General features: G+C 60.7%; 18 protein-coding genes. 5 read left to right on the top strand and 13 right to left on the bottom strand.

Translation table 11 applies throughout. From position 1 onward, the window contains the following. The first annotated feature begins 14 nt into the window (after positions 1-14). Positions 15-338, top strand: coding sequence for an isoamylase early set domain-containing protein (locus ACLHZ1_RS10755; protein ID WP_408793672.1), 324 nt, complete (start codon positions 15-17; stop codon positions 336-338). 83 nt (positions 339-421) lie between these two features. On the opposite strand, the gene rplS is transcribed toward ACLHZ1_RS10755, so the two are convergent. The 5 genes from rplS to ffh all read right to left on the bottom strand — a co-directional run bounded on the left by rplS (position 422) and on the right by ffh (position 3,935). Further along, the gene (gene rplS, locus ACLHZ1_RS10750; RefSeq protein WP_005313505.1) at positions 422-769 is read right to left on the bottom strand and encodes a 50S ribosomal protein L19; all 348 of its coding nucleotides are present in this window, start codon (positions 767-769) and stop codon (positions 422-424) included. A 35-nt stretch (positions 770-804) separates the two neighbouring features. Beyond that, positions 805-1,551: a tRNA (guanosine(37)-N1)-methyltransferase TrmD gene (trmD, locus tag ACLHZ1_RS10745; RefSeq protein ID WP_111874750.1), complete on the bottom strand. Its 747-nt coding sequence runs from the start codon at positions 1,549-1,551 to the stop codon at positions 805-807. A 27-nt stretch (positions 1,552-1,578) separates the two neighbouring features. Next, positions 1,579-2,100, bottom strand: coding sequence for a ribosome maturation factor RimM (gene rimM / locus ACLHZ1_RS10740; RefSeq protein WP_427262085.1), 522 nt, complete (start codon positions 2,098-2,100; stop codon positions 1,579-1,581). 24 nt (positions 2,101-2,124) lie between these two features. Further along, on the bottom strand, positions 2,125-2,373 hold the full coding sequence (rpsP, locus tag ACLHZ1_RS10735; RefSeq protein ID WP_041995155.1) for a 30S ribosomal protein S16: 249 nt from the start codon (positions 2,371-2,373) through the stop codon (positions 2,125-2,127). Between the two features lie 182 nt (positions 2,374-2,555). Beyond that, the gene (gene ffh, locus ACLHZ1_RS10730) at positions 2,556-3,935 is read right to left on the bottom strand and encodes a signal recognition particle protein (protein WP_427262084.1); all 1,380 of its coding nucleotides are present in this window, start codon (positions 3,933-3,935) and stop codon (positions 2,556-2,558) included. 201 nt (positions 3,936-4,136) lie between these two features. On the opposite strand from ffh, the gene ACLHZ1_RS10725 reads away from it, so the two are divergent. Both ACLHZ1_RS10725 and ACLHZ1_RS10720 read left to right on the top strand, forming a co-directional pair. Beyond that, positions 4,137-4,928, top strand: a complete 792-nt coding sequence (locus ACLHZ1_RS10725; RefSeq protein WP_427262083.1) for a cytochrome C assembly family protein — start codon at positions 4,137-4,139, stop codon at positions 4,926-4,928. A 46-nt stretch (positions 4,929-4,974) separates the two neighbouring features. After that, entirely contained in the window at positions 4,975-6,261 is a 1,287-nt protein-coding gene (locus ACLHZ1_RS10720) for an HlyC/CorC family transporter (RefSeq protein ID WP_408793665.1), read from the top strand. Positions 6,262-6,335: 74 nt separating this feature from the next. Here ACLHZ1_RS10720 and ACLHZ1_RS10715 read toward each other — a convergent pair whose 3' ends face one another. Beyond that, positions 6,336-6,803 carry an Rrf2 family transcriptional regulator gene (locus tag ACLHZ1_RS10715; RefSeq protein WP_427262082.1) on the bottom strand — a complete coding sequence of 156 codons (468 nt, stop codon included), beginning with the start codon at positions 6,801-6,803 and terminating at the stop codon, positions 6,336-6,338. Positions 6,804-6,910: 107 nt separating this feature from the next. Between ACLHZ1_RS10715 and hmpA the strand changes: the two genes are divergently transcribed. Continuing rightward, positions 6,911-8,104: an NO-inducible flavohemoprotein gene (gene hmpA / locus ACLHZ1_RS10710; RefSeq protein WP_427262081.1), complete on the top strand. Its 1,194-nt coding sequence runs from the start codon at positions 6,911-6,913 to the stop codon at positions 8,102-8,104. A 123-nt stretch (positions 8,105-8,227) separates the two neighbouring features. Here the strand turns inward: hmpA and ACLHZ1_RS10705 are convergent, their stop codons facing one another. The 6 genes from ACLHZ1_RS10705 to ACLHZ1_RS10680 form a co-directional block, all read right to left on the bottom strand. Then, complete coding sequence (locus ACLHZ1_RS10705) at positions 8,228-9,091, bottom strand: tetratricopeptide repeat protein (RefSeq protein ID WP_427262080.1); 864 nt, start codon at positions 9,089-9,091, stop codon at positions 8,228-8,230. A 136-nt stretch (positions 9,092-9,227) separates the two neighbouring features. After that, on the bottom strand, positions 9,228-10,163 hold the full coding sequence (gene mdh, locus ACLHZ1_RS10700) for a malate dehydrogenase (RefSeq protein ID WP_427262079.1): 936 nt from the start codon (positions 10,161-10,163) through the stop codon (positions 9,228-9,230). Positions 10,164-10,382: 219 nt separating this feature from the next. Next, positions 10,383-11,045, bottom strand: a complete 663-nt coding sequence (artM, locus tag ACLHZ1_RS10695; protein WP_427262078.1) for an arginine ABC transporter permease ArtM — start codon at positions 11,043-11,045, stop codon at positions 10,383-10,385. Positions 11,046-11,047: 2 nt separating this feature from the next. Beyond that, on the bottom strand, positions 11,048-11,698 hold the full coding sequence (artQ, locus tag ACLHZ1_RS10690; protein WP_427262077.1) for an arginine ABC transporter permease ArtQ: 651 nt from the start codon (positions 11,696-11,698) through the stop codon (positions 11,048-11,050). Positions 11,699-11,701: 3 nt separating this feature from the next. After that, positions 11,702-12,439: a transporter substrate-binding domain-containing protein gene (locus ACLHZ1_RS10685; RefSeq protein WP_427262076.1), complete on the bottom strand. Its 738-nt coding sequence runs from the start codon at positions 12,437-12,439 to the stop codon at positions 11,702-11,704. 28 nt (positions 12,440-12,467) lie between these two features. Beyond that, positions 12,468-13,208, bottom strand: coding sequence for an ATP-binding cassette domain-containing protein (locus ACLHZ1_RS10680; protein WP_427262075.1), 741 nt, complete (start codon positions 13,206-13,208; stop codon positions 12,468-12,470). 201 nt (positions 13,209-13,409) lie between these two features. Here ACLHZ1_RS10680 and argR point away from each other — a divergent pair, with 201 nt between their 5' ends. Further along, positions 13,410-13,880: a transcriptional regulator ArgR gene (gene argR, locus ACLHZ1_RS10675; protein ID WP_005308670.1), complete on the top strand. Its 471-nt coding sequence runs from the start codon at positions 13,410-13,412 to the stop codon at positions 13,878-13,880. Between the two features lie 47 nt (positions 13,881-13,927). Here argR and ACLHZ1_RS10670 read toward each other — a convergent pair. Next, positions 13,928-14,054 (bottom strand): integrase core domain-containing protein (locus ACLHZ1_RS10670; RefSeq protein WP_427262147.1); only part of this gene is annotated, 127 nt, incomplete at its 5' end.

Here is a 14,054-nt window from a genome sequence, read left to right as displayed (position 1 = left end):
GACAAGGAGGCGTCATGCCTATCAACAAGCAGTTCCTCAAGTCTCGTCCGGAAGTCAAAGTCACCTTCGAGGTGGAGAAGGCCGCCGCAGAGGGGGCCGAGCAGGTGCTGCTGCTGGGAGAGTTCAACCAGTGGCAGCCGATCGCGCTCAAGCGCATGAAAAGCGGTGAGTTCAAGGCGACTCTCAACCTGCCCACCGACGGCCCCAGCCATTTCGAGTATTGCTATCGGCTGATCCAGCCCGATGGCGAGTGTCGCTACGACAATGACTGGGCGGCGGACGACTATGTCCCCGGCCCGTTCGGGCGGGACAACTCGGTGGTCAGGGTCAATCCCTAGCCTCGCTAGCGGACATAAAAAAGGCTCGCCATTGGCGAGCCTCTTCACTATCCGTCGATAAATCGACACCAATTCGAGTCGAATTAGTTGAGCTTCTCTTTGATACGAGCAGCTTTGCCGGACAGGTTGCGCAGGTAGTACAGTTTGGCGCGGCGAACATCACCACGACGCTTCAGTTCTACACTGTGGATCAGCGGAGAGTGAGTCTGGAATACACGCTCAACACCTTCGCCGTTGGAGATCTTGCGAACGGTGAAAGCAGAGTGCAGACCGCGGTTACGCTTGGCAATGACGATGCCTTCGAAAGCCTGCAGACGCTCTTTACCACCTTCTTTAACACGCACTTGAACACGTACGGTGTCGCCCTGGGCGAAAGCCGGGATGTCGGTACGCAGTTGCTCTTGTTCAAGCTGCTGAATAATCTTGCTCATTGTCTTTCCTTACCTAGGATAAACTGAAAACTCTACTAAACGCTGTCACGCACTTCGCGGACATACTCGGCAAGAAGTGATTCTTGCTCGTCAGTCAGAGCTAGGTTGTTAATAAGTTCCGGCCTACGTTGCCAGGTTCGTCCGAGCGATTGCTTGAGCCGCCAGCGCCGAATCACTTCGTGATTGCCGCTTGTCAGCGCCTCCGGCACCGCCAATCCATCCAACAGCTCAGGTCGAGTGTAGTGGGGATGATCCAGCAGGCCATCCGTGAAGGAGTCCTGCTCGGCACTGGCCTGATCCCCCAATACCCCTGGTACCAGACGCGAAACCGCATCGATCAGGGTCATGGCAGGCAACTCGCCACCACTTAGCACGTAATCCCCGATAGACCACTCTTCGTCGACCTCGGTTTGTATCACGCGCTCGTCGATACCTTCGTATCGACCGGCAATCAGGATCAGTTTTCGATCCTGCGCCAACTCGGTCACGCCCGCCTGTGTCAGCTTGCGTCCCTGAGGAGAGAGATAGATGACTTTCGCCCCGTCTCCCGCCGCTTGCTTGGCCGCATGAATCGCATCACGCAGCGGCTGAACCATCATCAACATGCCGGGCCCACCACCATATGGACGATCATCGACCGTACGGTGCTTGTCGTGGGTAAAGTCCCGGGGGTTCCAGCACTCAATCTGCAGCAGGCCACTCTTGACGGCCCGACCCGTTACCCCGTGCTCGGTAATGGCTCGGAACATTTCCGGGAAGAGGCTGATCACCCCAATCCACATAAGAAACCTCCGGCACACCGCGGGAAACTAGAAACCAGGATCCCAATCAACTTCGATTGTGCGAGCAGTCAGATCAATATTCTTGATCACTTGCTCTTCCAGGAACGGAATCAACCGCTCCTTTGCGCCAAAGGCATCTTTTACATTGGCCTCAACCACCAACACATCGTTGGAGCCGGTTTCCATCAATTCGGTCACCTTGCCAAGGTCGTATCCCTTGGTGGTCAACACGGTGCAACCAATCAGGTCGCGCCAGTAGAACTCACCCTCGGGCAGACTCGGCAACTGATCGGCGTGAACGCCAATCTCGACATTGGTCAATGCCAGGGCATCCTCGCGCACGTCGATACCATCGAGCTTGCAGATCAGACCCTTGTTGTGACGCTTCCAGGATGAAACCTGAAGTTCACGCCACACCCCGTTCTGATTGATCAGCCAGGGTTTGTAATCGAAAATCGCTTCGGCAACATCGGTGAAGGAGTTCACTTTCAGCCAGCCCTTGATGCCGTATACGGTACCCAGGGTGCCCAGAACTATAGGTTTATCCACCTTAACTCCCTACCGTTTAACTGATTAAGCCGCTTTGGCAGCGTCTTTGATCAGCTTGGCAACGCGGTCAGAGACAGCGGCACCAGTACCAACCCAATGCTCGATGCGAGCCAGGTCCAGGTTCAGCTTCTCAGCGGAACCAGAAGCAACCGGGTTGAAGAAACCGACGCGCTCGATGAAACGACCGTCACGGGCGTTACGGCTGTCAGCAACTACTACCTGGTAAAACGGACGCTTTTTCGCGCCACCACGTTGTAAACGAATGGTTACCATATCGTCCTCATTAACATCTAATGAACAAGGCCCGCAAACACGCGGACCCTAGCTTAAAATAAGCCGCATAATTCTACTTGAATTCATGCTGATTGCAACCGAGCCAGCCAATTTTTGCACAGACGGCAGACAAAAGAGGCTCCCTTCTGGGGAGCCTCTGCCGCCATGACAGGCGGGGTCGTTTAGAAGGGGCCGCGACCACCGCCACCGAAGCCCGGCGGCAGCATGTTTTTCATCTGGCCCATCATCTTGCGCATGCCACCCTTGCCGGACATCTTCTTCATCATGCGCTGCATCTCGGTGAACTGCTTGAGCAGCTTGTTGACGTCCTGCACCTGCATGCCGGAACCCGCGGCGATGCGGCGCTTGCGGGAGCCCTTGATGAGATCGGGGTGCGCGCGCTCCTTGGGCGTCATGGAGCTGATGATGGCCTCCATGCGCACGGTGAGCTTGTCATCCATCTGATCTTTCACATTGTCAGGCAGGCCGGACATGCCTGGCAGCTTGTCGAGCATGCCCATCATGCCGCCCATGTTGCGCATCTGGACCAGCTGCTCGCGAAAATCTTCCAGGTCGAAGCCCTTGCCGCTCTTGACCTTGCTGGCCAGCTTGGCCGCCTTCTCCTTGTCGACGTTGCGCTCCACCTCCTCGATCAGGGACAGCACGTCCCCCATGCCGAGGATGCGCGACGCCAGACGGTCGGGGTGGAACGGCTCCAGCGCGTCGGTTTTCTCCCCCATGCCGATGAACTTGACCGGCTTGCCGGTGATGTGGCGCACCGACAGGGCGGCACCGCCGCGGGCATCGCCATCGGCCTTGGTGAGGATGACGCCGGTGAGGGGCAGCGCCTCGTTGAATGCCTTGGCGGTGTTGGCCGCATCCTGACCCGTCATGGCATCCACCACGAACAAGGTCTCCACCGGCTTGATGGCGGCGTGCAGATCCTGGATCTCCGCCATCATGTCGCCATCGACGTGCAGACGACCTGCGGTATCGACGATCACCACGTCATAGAACTTCTTGCGCGCCTGATCGATGGCGGCATTGGCGATGGCCAGCGGCTTCTGGGTCGCCTCGCTCGGGAAGAAATCGACGCCGATGTCCGCGGCCAGGGTCTCGAGCTGCTTGATCGCGGCGGGGCGATAGACGTCGGCACTGACCACCAGCACCTTCTTCTTGCTGCGCTCCTTGAGCAGCTTGGCCAGCTTGCCGACGGTGGTGGTCTTACCGGCACCCTGCAGGCCGGCCATCAAAATAATGGCGGGCGGCTGGGCGGCCAGGTTGAGCTGCTCGTTGGCCTCTCCCATCACGGTGACCAGTTCGCCGTGCACTATCTTGATGAAGGCCTGACCCGGGCTCAGGGACTTGGCCACTTCCTGGCCGACGGCGCGTTCCTTGACGCGGGCCACGAAGTCACGCACCACGGGCAGCGCCACGTCCGCCTCAAGCAGCGCCATGCGCACCTCGCGCAGGGTCTCCTTGATGTTATCTTCGGTCAGCCGCCCACGGCCACTGACGTTGCGCAGGGTGCGCGAGAGTCGTTCTGTCAAATTCTCAAACATGACGCTTTCCGGTTCTTGGCGTAGTAAATGGCGGCATTATACCTCAGCCATCGCCTGAGGACGATTATTCGCCGCATCGGCTGCGGCGCCCTGCTCCCTATATATGGGCAGATTGCGGATTGCACAACTGGCGAGCACCTCGGGTGCAGGGTATACTGCCTCCCTTGTTCATCTAACTGCTTGTTCGACAACGACCTGGTTATGATCGTGATCTCTGTTCTGGCCCTGGCGTTTTATCTGCTGGCCATCATCGCCTCCCTGCATCTGCTGCTGAGCGCCAAGCCAACTGGACAGCACAAGTTGTTTGCCTGCGTCGCGTTCGCCCTGGTCGCTCACGCCATCACCCTGGGTGCCGAGGTCATGCAGACCAATTCAGGCCAGAACCTCAGCATGTTGAACGTGGCCTCCCTGGTGAGCCTCATCATCAGCACCTTCATGACCTGCGCCGCTCGCCGTTTCAACGGCTGGATCCTGCTGCCGGTGGTCTATGGGTTTTCCGCCCTGCTGCTCACCGCCAGCGCGCTGATCCCGAGCCGCTACATCACCCATCTGGAGGCCCATCCCCAGCTGCTGCTGCACATAGGCCTGGCCCTGATGGCCTATTCGGTGCTGATGATTGCCTGCCTGTTCGCCCTGCAACTCGCCTGCCTGGACCGCCAGTTAAAATCTCGCAAGATCATTCAACTGCCCGCGATGCCGCCCCTGATGACGGTGGAGAAGCGGCTGTTCCAGCTCATCTCCGCCGGCCTGTTTCTGCTGACGCTCTCCATCGCCTCCGGCCTCTTCTTCCTGGAAGACATGTTTGCCCAGAGCAAGTCCCACAAGGCGGTGCTCTCCATTCTCGCCTGGTGCGTCTACGCCTTTCTGCTCTGGGGTCATCATGCCAGAGGCTGGCGCGGTCGCCGCGTCATCACCCTGAGCCTGATAGGTTCGGCCATCTTGACCCTGGCCTATTTTGGCAGCCGCTTCGTCAAAGAAGTGCTGCTGAGCTGATACCTCACCCCCTACATTCATTATTTAGCCCCAACAGGAGCCCTTCTTGGACAGCATATCAACGAGTACATTACTGATTGTTCTCGTTATTCTGATCTTCCTTTCCGCGTTCTTCTCGAGCTCCGAAACCGGCCTGATGTCGCTCAACCGCTACAAGTTGCGCCATCTCGCCCAGACCAAACACAAGGCCGCCCGCCGGGTGGAACGCCTGCTTGCCCGCCCGGATCGCCTCATCGGCCTCATCCTCATCGGCAACAACCTGGTCAACATACTGGCATCGGCCATCGCCACCATCGTCTGCATCCGGCTGTTCGGCGACATAGGGGTGGCCGTGGCCACCTTCGGCCTGACCATAGTGGTGCTCATCTTCGGCGAGGTCACCCCCAAGACGCTGGCCGCCATGTACCCGGAGAAGATCGCCTACCCCGCCTCCTGGATCCTCAAGGGGTTGATGGTACCCCTCTACCCCTTCGTCTGGCTGATCAACGGCATCACCAGCAGCCTACTCAAGCTGCTCAAGATCACGCCCAAGCAGGGCGACTCCCTCAACACCGAGGAGCTGCGCACCATAGTCAACGAGGCGGGCAGCATGATCCCCCAGCGCCATCAGGAGATGCTGCTCAGCATCCTGGATCTGGACAAGATGACGGTGGAAAGCATCATGGTGCCGCGCAGCGAGATCTATGCCATCGACATCAATGACGACTGGAAGACCATACTGCGCCAGCTGGTGCACTGCGCCCACACCAAGATCCTGCTCTATCGCGACAACATCGACGACGCGGTCGGCTTCCTGCATGCCCGCGATGCCCTGCGGCTGATGGCCAGGGATCAGTTCAGCAAGTCCAGCCTGCTGCGCGCGGTCAAGGAGCTCTACTTCATCCCCGAGGGGACGCCCCTCAATGTCCAGCTCGCCAAGTTCCAGCGCAACAAGGAGCGGATCGGCCTCATCGTCGACGAGTATGGCGACATCCAGGGGTTGATCACCCTGGACGACATCCTCGAGGAGATAGTCGGTGACTTCACCACCTCCATGACCCCGACTCCGAGCGAAGAGATCCATCCCCAGCCTGACGGCTCCTTCTTGGTCGAGGGCTCGGTCAGCATCCGCGAACTCAACAAGGAGATGAACTGGCACCTGCCCACCGATGGCCCGCGCACCCTCAACGGCGTCATCCTGGAGTACCTGGAGGAGATCCCCCAACCCAACATCAGCATCCGGCTGGCGGGCTACCCCATCGAGATCCTCGAGGTCGAGCAGAACATGGTGACCATGGCGCGCATCATGCCGCAGTTTTATCGCAGCACGGCATCAGACGAGGACGACGACTGATGCCGACCCAGGCTCCATGACCGCAATAAAGAAGGGCTGCCCACGGGCAGCCCTTCGCGTTGAGGGGGATCGCCTCAGAACTCGTTGTCGTCGGCGGGAATGGTGAGGGTCGGGATCAGCTGGCCGAACACCTGTTCCAGCTCGCTCCGGTTGGCCAGCAAGTCTTGCAGGCTGTAACCGTCCATCACGGCCAGGAAGGCATTCATCGCATCCTTCAGCGCCCCCTTGAGCAGGCAGACCGAGATGATGTGGCAGGCGGGAGAGTGGCAGTCGATGCCATCCAGATTGCCTTCCAGCTCGCGGATCACCTGGCCGATATTGATGGTATCCGGGGCACAGGCCAACCGGATGCCGCCATGCTTGCCACGCTGGGACTGCAGATAGCCCAGCTTAACCAGCTGGTTGACCACCTTCACCATGTGGTTGCGAGAGACACCGTACAAGGCGGACACCTTGGCGACGCTCGACAATTCCCCCTCCGGCAGGGTCGCCAGATAGATGAGGGCTCTTAATCCAAAATCGGTATAACTTGTCAGTCTCATAGTGCCTGTTTAGCGCAAAGCGAAAGAGGGAGGATTGATCCTCATCAAATAAACATCTAGGATGCCACTTATAAAGTGTCATTCTAGATGTCAAATTAAGAGGACCTATGTTAGATCAAGCCACCATCGCCGTCATCAAAAGCACCATTCCCTTGCTCGAGTCGGCGGGCCCTGCGCTCACCCAGCACTTCTATCGACGCATGTTCAGCCACAACCCCGAGCTCAAGGACATCTTCAACCTGGCCCATCAGCACAGTGGCGGCCAGCCCCTGGCCCTGTTCAATGCCGTCGCGGCTTACGCCAGACATATCGACAACCTGGGCGCCCTCGCCGGCGCGGTCGAGCGCATCGCCCACAAGCATACTGGTTTCCTGATCCAGCCGGAACAATATCACATTGTGGGTAGTCATCTGTTGGCCACGCTCAAAGAAATGGGCGGAGAAGCGGTCACCGAGCAGGTCCTGACCGCCTGGGGCAAAGCCTATGGGGTGCTGGCCGACATCTTCATCGGCCGGGAGGGGGAGCTCTATCACCAGCAGGCCGAGCAGCCCGGTGGCTGGCAGGGCGCCCGCCCCTTCGTCATCTCCCACAAAGGGGTCGAGAGCGAAGTCATCACCTCCTTCGTCCTGGCCCCCGTCGATGGTCAGCCCGTCCCCGACTTCCAGCCCGGCCAGTATCTCAGCCTCAAGCTGACCCACCCCGACCTGATGCATCAGGAGATCCGCCAGTATTCCCTGTCCGATGCCCCCAACGGCCGCGACTACCGCATCAGCGTCAAGCGCGAGCCAGAGGGGCTGGTCTCCAACCTGCTCCATGACAAGCTGGTGCCCGGGGACATACTGGCGGTGATGCCACCGGCGGGGGACTTCGTGCTGGCCGCCGAGCCCGGCCAAGCCGTGGTGCTGATCTCGGCCGGTGTCGGCCTGACGCCCATGCTCAGCATGCTCAACCAGCTGCTGGCCAAGGGTCATGACGGCGAGATCCGCTGGCTGCACGCCTGCGAGCAGGGAAGCTTGCACGGCTTCAGACAGGATATCCAGGACAAGTGCGATCGCCATGAACGGCTGCGGAGCCGCGTCTGGTATCGCGTCCCGCAGGATCAGGATCGGCAAGGGATGGATTATGACTTCAGCGGCACCATGGCACTGACCCAGGTGCAGGAACTGCTGCCGGGCGATGCGCACTACTACTGCTGCGGCCCCCTGCCCTTCATGGCCAGCATCAAACGGCAGCTGCTGGCCCTCGGGGTCAGTGACGATCGCCTGCATTACGAAGTATTTGGTCCCCATCAAGATCTGTAAGGGCCGGACATTCATATCAAGGAAGGGGAAACAGCCTGCACGGCACGGCGGCTGATCTCCCCATAACAGGAGGGCCCCTGCCGCAAGCAGGGGCCCTCCTTCATCACGGGACCAACGCCCCCATCAGCTCATCGCCTTGGCCCGCGCCACCGCATTGGCGGGCATGCGGGCGGCGAGGCGGGAGAGCAGGCTGGCGGCCCGGCCATGGAGCGCCTTGTCGCCTATCACAGCACCGTGCAGCCACTGATAGGCCTCCTCATAGTCGAGGGGGCTGCCGAGCCCCGCCAGCAGCATCTCCACCCACGCCAGCTGCGCCTTGAGCAGCCCCTGGCTCGCCGCCTCCCGCATCAGGGTCTCGGCCCGCAGCGCATCCTTCTGCACCAGGATCCCTTTCCAGTAGTAGCGACCCAGCTGCTCCAGTGCCGGTGCCAACCCCTGATCCGCCGCCGCCCACAGATACTTGACCCCCTGCTCGGCATCGGGTTTGACGCACACCCCCCAGGCCAGCATGTCCCCCCACAGGAATTGGTAGGAGGGGATCTTCATCACCTTGGCCCGCGCCTCGATATCCTGGGTCAGCTGGCACCTGTCCTGCCTGACCTGCTTGAGGTGACGCCCCTGCTCGATCCAGTCGAGCAGTTCATCCTGCCGATAGAGCGGCACCGCCTGCAGGGGCGCCACCGAAACGGGGGGCAGCTTGGCGGCGGGATCCGCCACCTCCACCAGGGTGGCCGTCGCCGCCGAGGCCCCGCCGGTAGGAAGGGGCCACTGGGGCAGGCCGGCCCCGGGGGGAGGCGCGCTCGGGGCGGCAGGCAGGGGGGCCGAACCGCCTGGCACCGTCGCCCCCTCAAGGGCGGTCGCAGGCGCAGAGTCGGGGCGGGAGGCCGCCGCCAGCATGGGCTCGCTCGGCGCGACGGCCTCCTGCTCGGCCCGGAGCGCTCCGGCCGACAGGCATGCAAAGATAATGAGGGGGATGGCTTTCGTCATGGTGATTCTCCTGCTGCCTTTCTGTATCGGCAGCGAGGGTTCATCCCTTAACCCCGGATGGGGCCTGGCACCCGGTTCGCCGGGCGCACAATGACAAAAGGGGAGCCTGAGCTCCCCTTTCCTGCCGTCTTGCGGCTTACTTGACGAAGTCGACGCCCAGTTGGATGTCGGCCTTGAGGGTGGCCAGCATGCCATCCATCGCGTCCTGCTCGAAGGCGCTCAGCTTGCCGTAGTCCAGTATGGTCTCGACACCGTGCTTGCCCAGCAGGATAGGCTGCGCGAAGAAGCTGGCGTGCTCGCCATTGCCTTCCACATAGGCACACTCGATGACGTTGGCTTCGCCCTGCAGACCCTTGATGAGGGAGAGACCGAAGCGGCAGGCCGCCTGACCCATGGAGAGGGTCGCCGAGCCGCCACCGGCCTTGGCTTCCACCACTTCGGTACCGGCGTTCTGGATCCGCTTGGTCATGGCAGCCACTTCCTCGGCGGAGAAATCGGCACCTTCGATCTGGGACAGCAGCGGCAGAATGGTCACGCCACTGTGACCACCGATCACGTTGACACGCACCTTGTCCACGTTCAGGCCCTTGGCCTCGGCCACGAAGGTCTCGGCGCGGATCACGTCCAGGGTGGTGACGCCGAACAGGCGACGCTTGTCATAGACACCGGCTTTCTTCAGCACCTCGGCGGCGATGGCCACAGTGGTGTTGACCGGGTTGGTGATGATGCCGATCAGCGCTTGCGGGCAGCTGGCGGCGCACTTCTCCACCAGGTTTTTGACGATGCCGGCGTTGATGTTGAACAGATCGGAACGATCCATGCCGGGCTTGCGCGCCACACCGGCGGAAATCAGCACCACATCGGCACCGACCAGAGCCGGGCTCGGGTCTTCGCCGCAAAATCCTTTTACTTTCACGTCAGTCGGGATATGGCTCAGGTCGACGGCCACACCCGGGGTCACGGGGGCAATGTCATACAGGCTCAATTCGGAGCCAGCAGGCAGACGATTCTTCAGCAACAGGGCAAGGGCTTGGCCTATGCCACCGGCGGCACCCAGAACGGCAACTTTCATGATCAACTCCATGTTTAAGCGTAGGTTTAAGGTTGTTTCTTGTTGTGGGCCCAACCTTAATGGATCCCCCCCGAAAAAACAATCTGATAACAGTTGTGACAACAGGTTCTGTGAGCTATGGAACAGCCAGCAGCAAAAGGGAGGGAGAAAAGTGAAAAGTTGGAGGGAAAGCACAGATTTTCTGCGTTTCCCTGCCACCGGGCGGGCTGTGTCGGCCGTTCAGCCCTGAAAGGCCAGCGCCCGCCGTTCGCACCAGCGAAAGCCAATTGTTAACAAACCGTTCATGGTGAGATAGAGGGCGCCCGCCACCGTGAATACCGCCAGGGTGTCATAGGTCTGGGCATTGAGGCGCTGGGCCAGCCCCATGATGTCCATGATGGTGATGGTGCTGGCGAGCGAACTCCCCTTGAGCACCAGGATCACCTCGTTGGAGTAGGCAGGCACCAGCCGCCGCGCGGCATGACGCACCTTCATCCACAGGGTCTGTCCCGGCGTGAAGCCGAGCGCGCGGCAAGCCTCCACCTCGCCGGCCGGGATGGCATCGAGCGCCCCCTTGAACAGGCGGGTCGAATAGGCGGCAGTATTGAATCCCAGTGCCAGCACGGCGCAGAACCAGGGTTGCTTGAGCATGGGCCAGAGCGGCCCCGATTTAAGCCACTCGAACTGGCCGGGCCCGTAATAGATGAGGAAGATCTGGATGAGCAGGGGGGTGCCGGTAAACAGCAACACCCAGAGTTGCACCAGCTGGGTCGCCAGCGGAATGCGCCGCTCCAGCACCCAGGTCATCAGGGCCGCCATGGCAACGCCGAGCAGCAGGCTCAAGGCGGTGAGCTGCAGGGTGGTGGCCAATCCCCCAAGCAGGGTCATCAGATAGTCTTGCATCCCTAACCTCCGTCGCGGCGGGTATAGCGGGATGCCTGCTTGAGGCCGAACTCGCTCACCAGGCTGATGACCAGGTAGATGAGGGCCGCGGTGGCATACCAGGTGAAGGGCTGATAGGTGCTGGCCGACGCCATCTGGGCCTGACGCATCATCTCGTTGACCCCGATGAGGGAGACCAGGGCCGTGTCCTTGAGCAGCACCAGCCACTGATTGCCCAGCCCCGGCAGGGCGTGACGCCAGGCCTGGGGCAGGACGATGCGAAAGAAGGTTCGTCCCCTTCCGAGCCCCAGCGCCTGCGCCGCCTGACGCTGCCCCGCCGGTACCGCATTGAGGGCACCCCGCAGCGTCTGACAGGCATAGCTGGCAAACAGCAGAGAGAGCGCCAGCACGCCGCAGGCGAACGGGCTGAACTCCACATACTCGCCGGTGATGAGGAACAGCACCTGGGTCGAGCCGAAGTAGATGAACAGCACCACCAGCAGCTCGGGCAGGCCGCGCACCAGGGTGGTGAAGGCGGCGACGGGCCAGCCGAGCCAGGGCTTGCCACTGAGCTCGGCGGCACTGAAGGCCAGCGCCAGCACCATGCCGCCGGCCAGGGAGGCCAAAGCCAGCCCCAGGGTCATCCAGGTCGCGTCAAGCAGCAGACTCAGCATGGCTTACTGGGCGAAGTACTTGTCGAAGATCTGCTGATAGGTGCCGTTGGCCTTGATCTCGGCCAGGCCCTTGTTCAGCTGGGTCAACAACTCCTTGTTGTCCTTGGCCACGGCGATGCCAAAGCCGGTACCGAAGTATTTGGCGTCGGTGACCGGGCTGCCCATCACGGCATACTCCTTGTGCTGCTTGAGCCAGTCGGCGGCGACGGCGGTATCGGCAAACACGGCATCGGTACGGCCGTTCATCATGTCGAGGAAGGCGCTCTGATAGCTGGCATAAGGCACGGTGAGCAGCCCCTTGCTGACCCAGTTATCCACCAGATAGGACTGGTGGGAGCTGCCATTCTGGACACCGACCGTCTTGTCGACCAGGGCTTCCGGACCCTTGAAGGCATCCTTCTTGGCCACGAACACGGCGGAGTTCTCGTAATAGATGTCGGAGAAATCGACCTGGGCGGCCCGCTCCGGGGTCACATCCATGGCGGCGATGGCGGCATCGAAACGACGGAACTTGAGGCTGGGGATCAGGCTGTCGAAGGCCTGGTTGTGGAAGCTGCACTCCAGCTTGACCTGGGCACAGATGGCGCGGGCCAGATCGATATCGAATCCCTGAAACTCGTTCTTGTCATCCAGATACTCGAACGGTGCATAGGTCGCCTCGGTGACGAACTTGATCTCCTTGGCCAGGGCGGAGGTGCTCAATACGCCCATGGCCACGGCCAGCAATGCGATCTTTTTCATGTGCTTATCCTTGTCAAAATGAAGTGATTCAGTGATTCAGAAACTCGGCAAAACGACGGGTCTGGGGCGATGCGAAGATCTCGGCGGAGCCCGCTTCCACTATCTGGCCCCGCTCCAGGTAGATCACCTGGCTGGCGACCTTGCGGGCGAAATCGACCTCATGGGTCACCACCACCTGGGTGATCCCCGTCTCCCCGAGGCCGCGGATGATCTGGGCGACCTCCTTGGTTATCTCGGGATCCAGGGCCGCGGTCGGCTCGTCAAACAGCAGGACCTCGGGATCCATCATCAGGGTACGGGCGATGGCCACCCGCTGCTGCTGGCCGCCGGAGAGCCGGGCAGGCCAGGCATCCCGCTTGTCGGCGAGCTGCAGCTGGGCCAGCAGATAACCGGCCTTGTCGATGGCGGCCTGCCTGCCCATGCCGAGCACCTTGATGGGCGCCTCGATGAGGTTTTCCAGTACAGTCAGATGGGGCCAGAGATTGTACTGCTGGAACACCATGCCCACCTTGCGGCGCAGGGCCTGGGCCTCCCGGGCGAACTCCCCCTTGGAGAGGGTCGACGGGAAAGAAAATTCACTCTGGCCGATGCGCAGGGTGCCGGCATCCGGGGTGTCGAGCAGGTTGAGCATCCGCAGCAGCGAACTCTTGCCCGCACCGCTCGGCCCCAGCAATACCAGGGTTTCGCCGGGATGGGTGCGAAAGGAGACCTGTTGCAGGACAGGCTGCTTATGCCAGGATTTGTCGATAGCTTTTAATTCGATACCCATACAACCTGATTGAATAAGTTTTCAAAATTTCGTCCTGATTTTAATCTCAACAGGGGGCGATGCAAGCTAAACTTGCATCGATATGCAGTACAAACCGCAGTTCCTTGCCAAAAAAGGCATATGAATGCAAAATGGCCGTGCTGAAACCAGCTGCCGCCTGCCCTACACAGGCCGCCACCCTCCCTCATTCGTGAGTCCAAGATGAAGCATAACGACAAGCAAGAAAAACTGGCGAAGGCCTTTAAAGCCTTGCTGAAAGAAGAACGATTTGGCTCCCAGGCAGAGATAGTCACCGCCCTGCAAGAGATGGGTTTCGAGAACATCAACCAGTCCAAGGTATCGCGCATGCTGAGCCGCTTCGGCGCCGTTCGCACCCGCAATGCCAAGATGGAGATGGTCTACTGCCTGCCGGTGGAACTGGGCGTGCCCACCACCTCCAGCCCCCTCAAGAACCTGGTGCTGGATGTGGACCACAACGGCGCCCTGGTGGTGATCCACACCAGCCCGGGGGCGGCCCAGCTCATCGCCCGCCTGCTCGACTCCCTCGGCAAGGCGGAAGGGATCCTCGGCACCATCGCCGGTGATGACACCATCTTCATCACCCCGACCAGCGACACCGACATCGAAGAGCTCTACCTCTCCGCCCTCGAGCTGTTCGAACAGACTCCCTGAGCGGGCCCCGCCATCACGGCGGTGCGGCCCCAACGAAAGATCCCGGCCTAGGTGTGTAAACCCACCAGGTTGTTCACGGATTGAAGACGACTGATGGGGGGCTGGTAGCCCAGACTGGCATGAGGACGATGCCAGTTGTACTCATGCAGCCACGGTTGCAGGTGTTCTGCCCGT

Origin of the sequence: Aeromonas sobria (assembly GCF_050266975.1) — a bacterium.
Taxonomy (GTDB): Bacteria; Pseudomonadota; Gammaproteobacteria; order Enterobacterales; family Aeromonadaceae; genus Aeromonas; species Aeromonas sobria_B.
The sequence above is the reverse complement of the archived record's forward strand: the minus strand, read 5'-3'. Positions and strand labels throughout refer to the sequence as shown.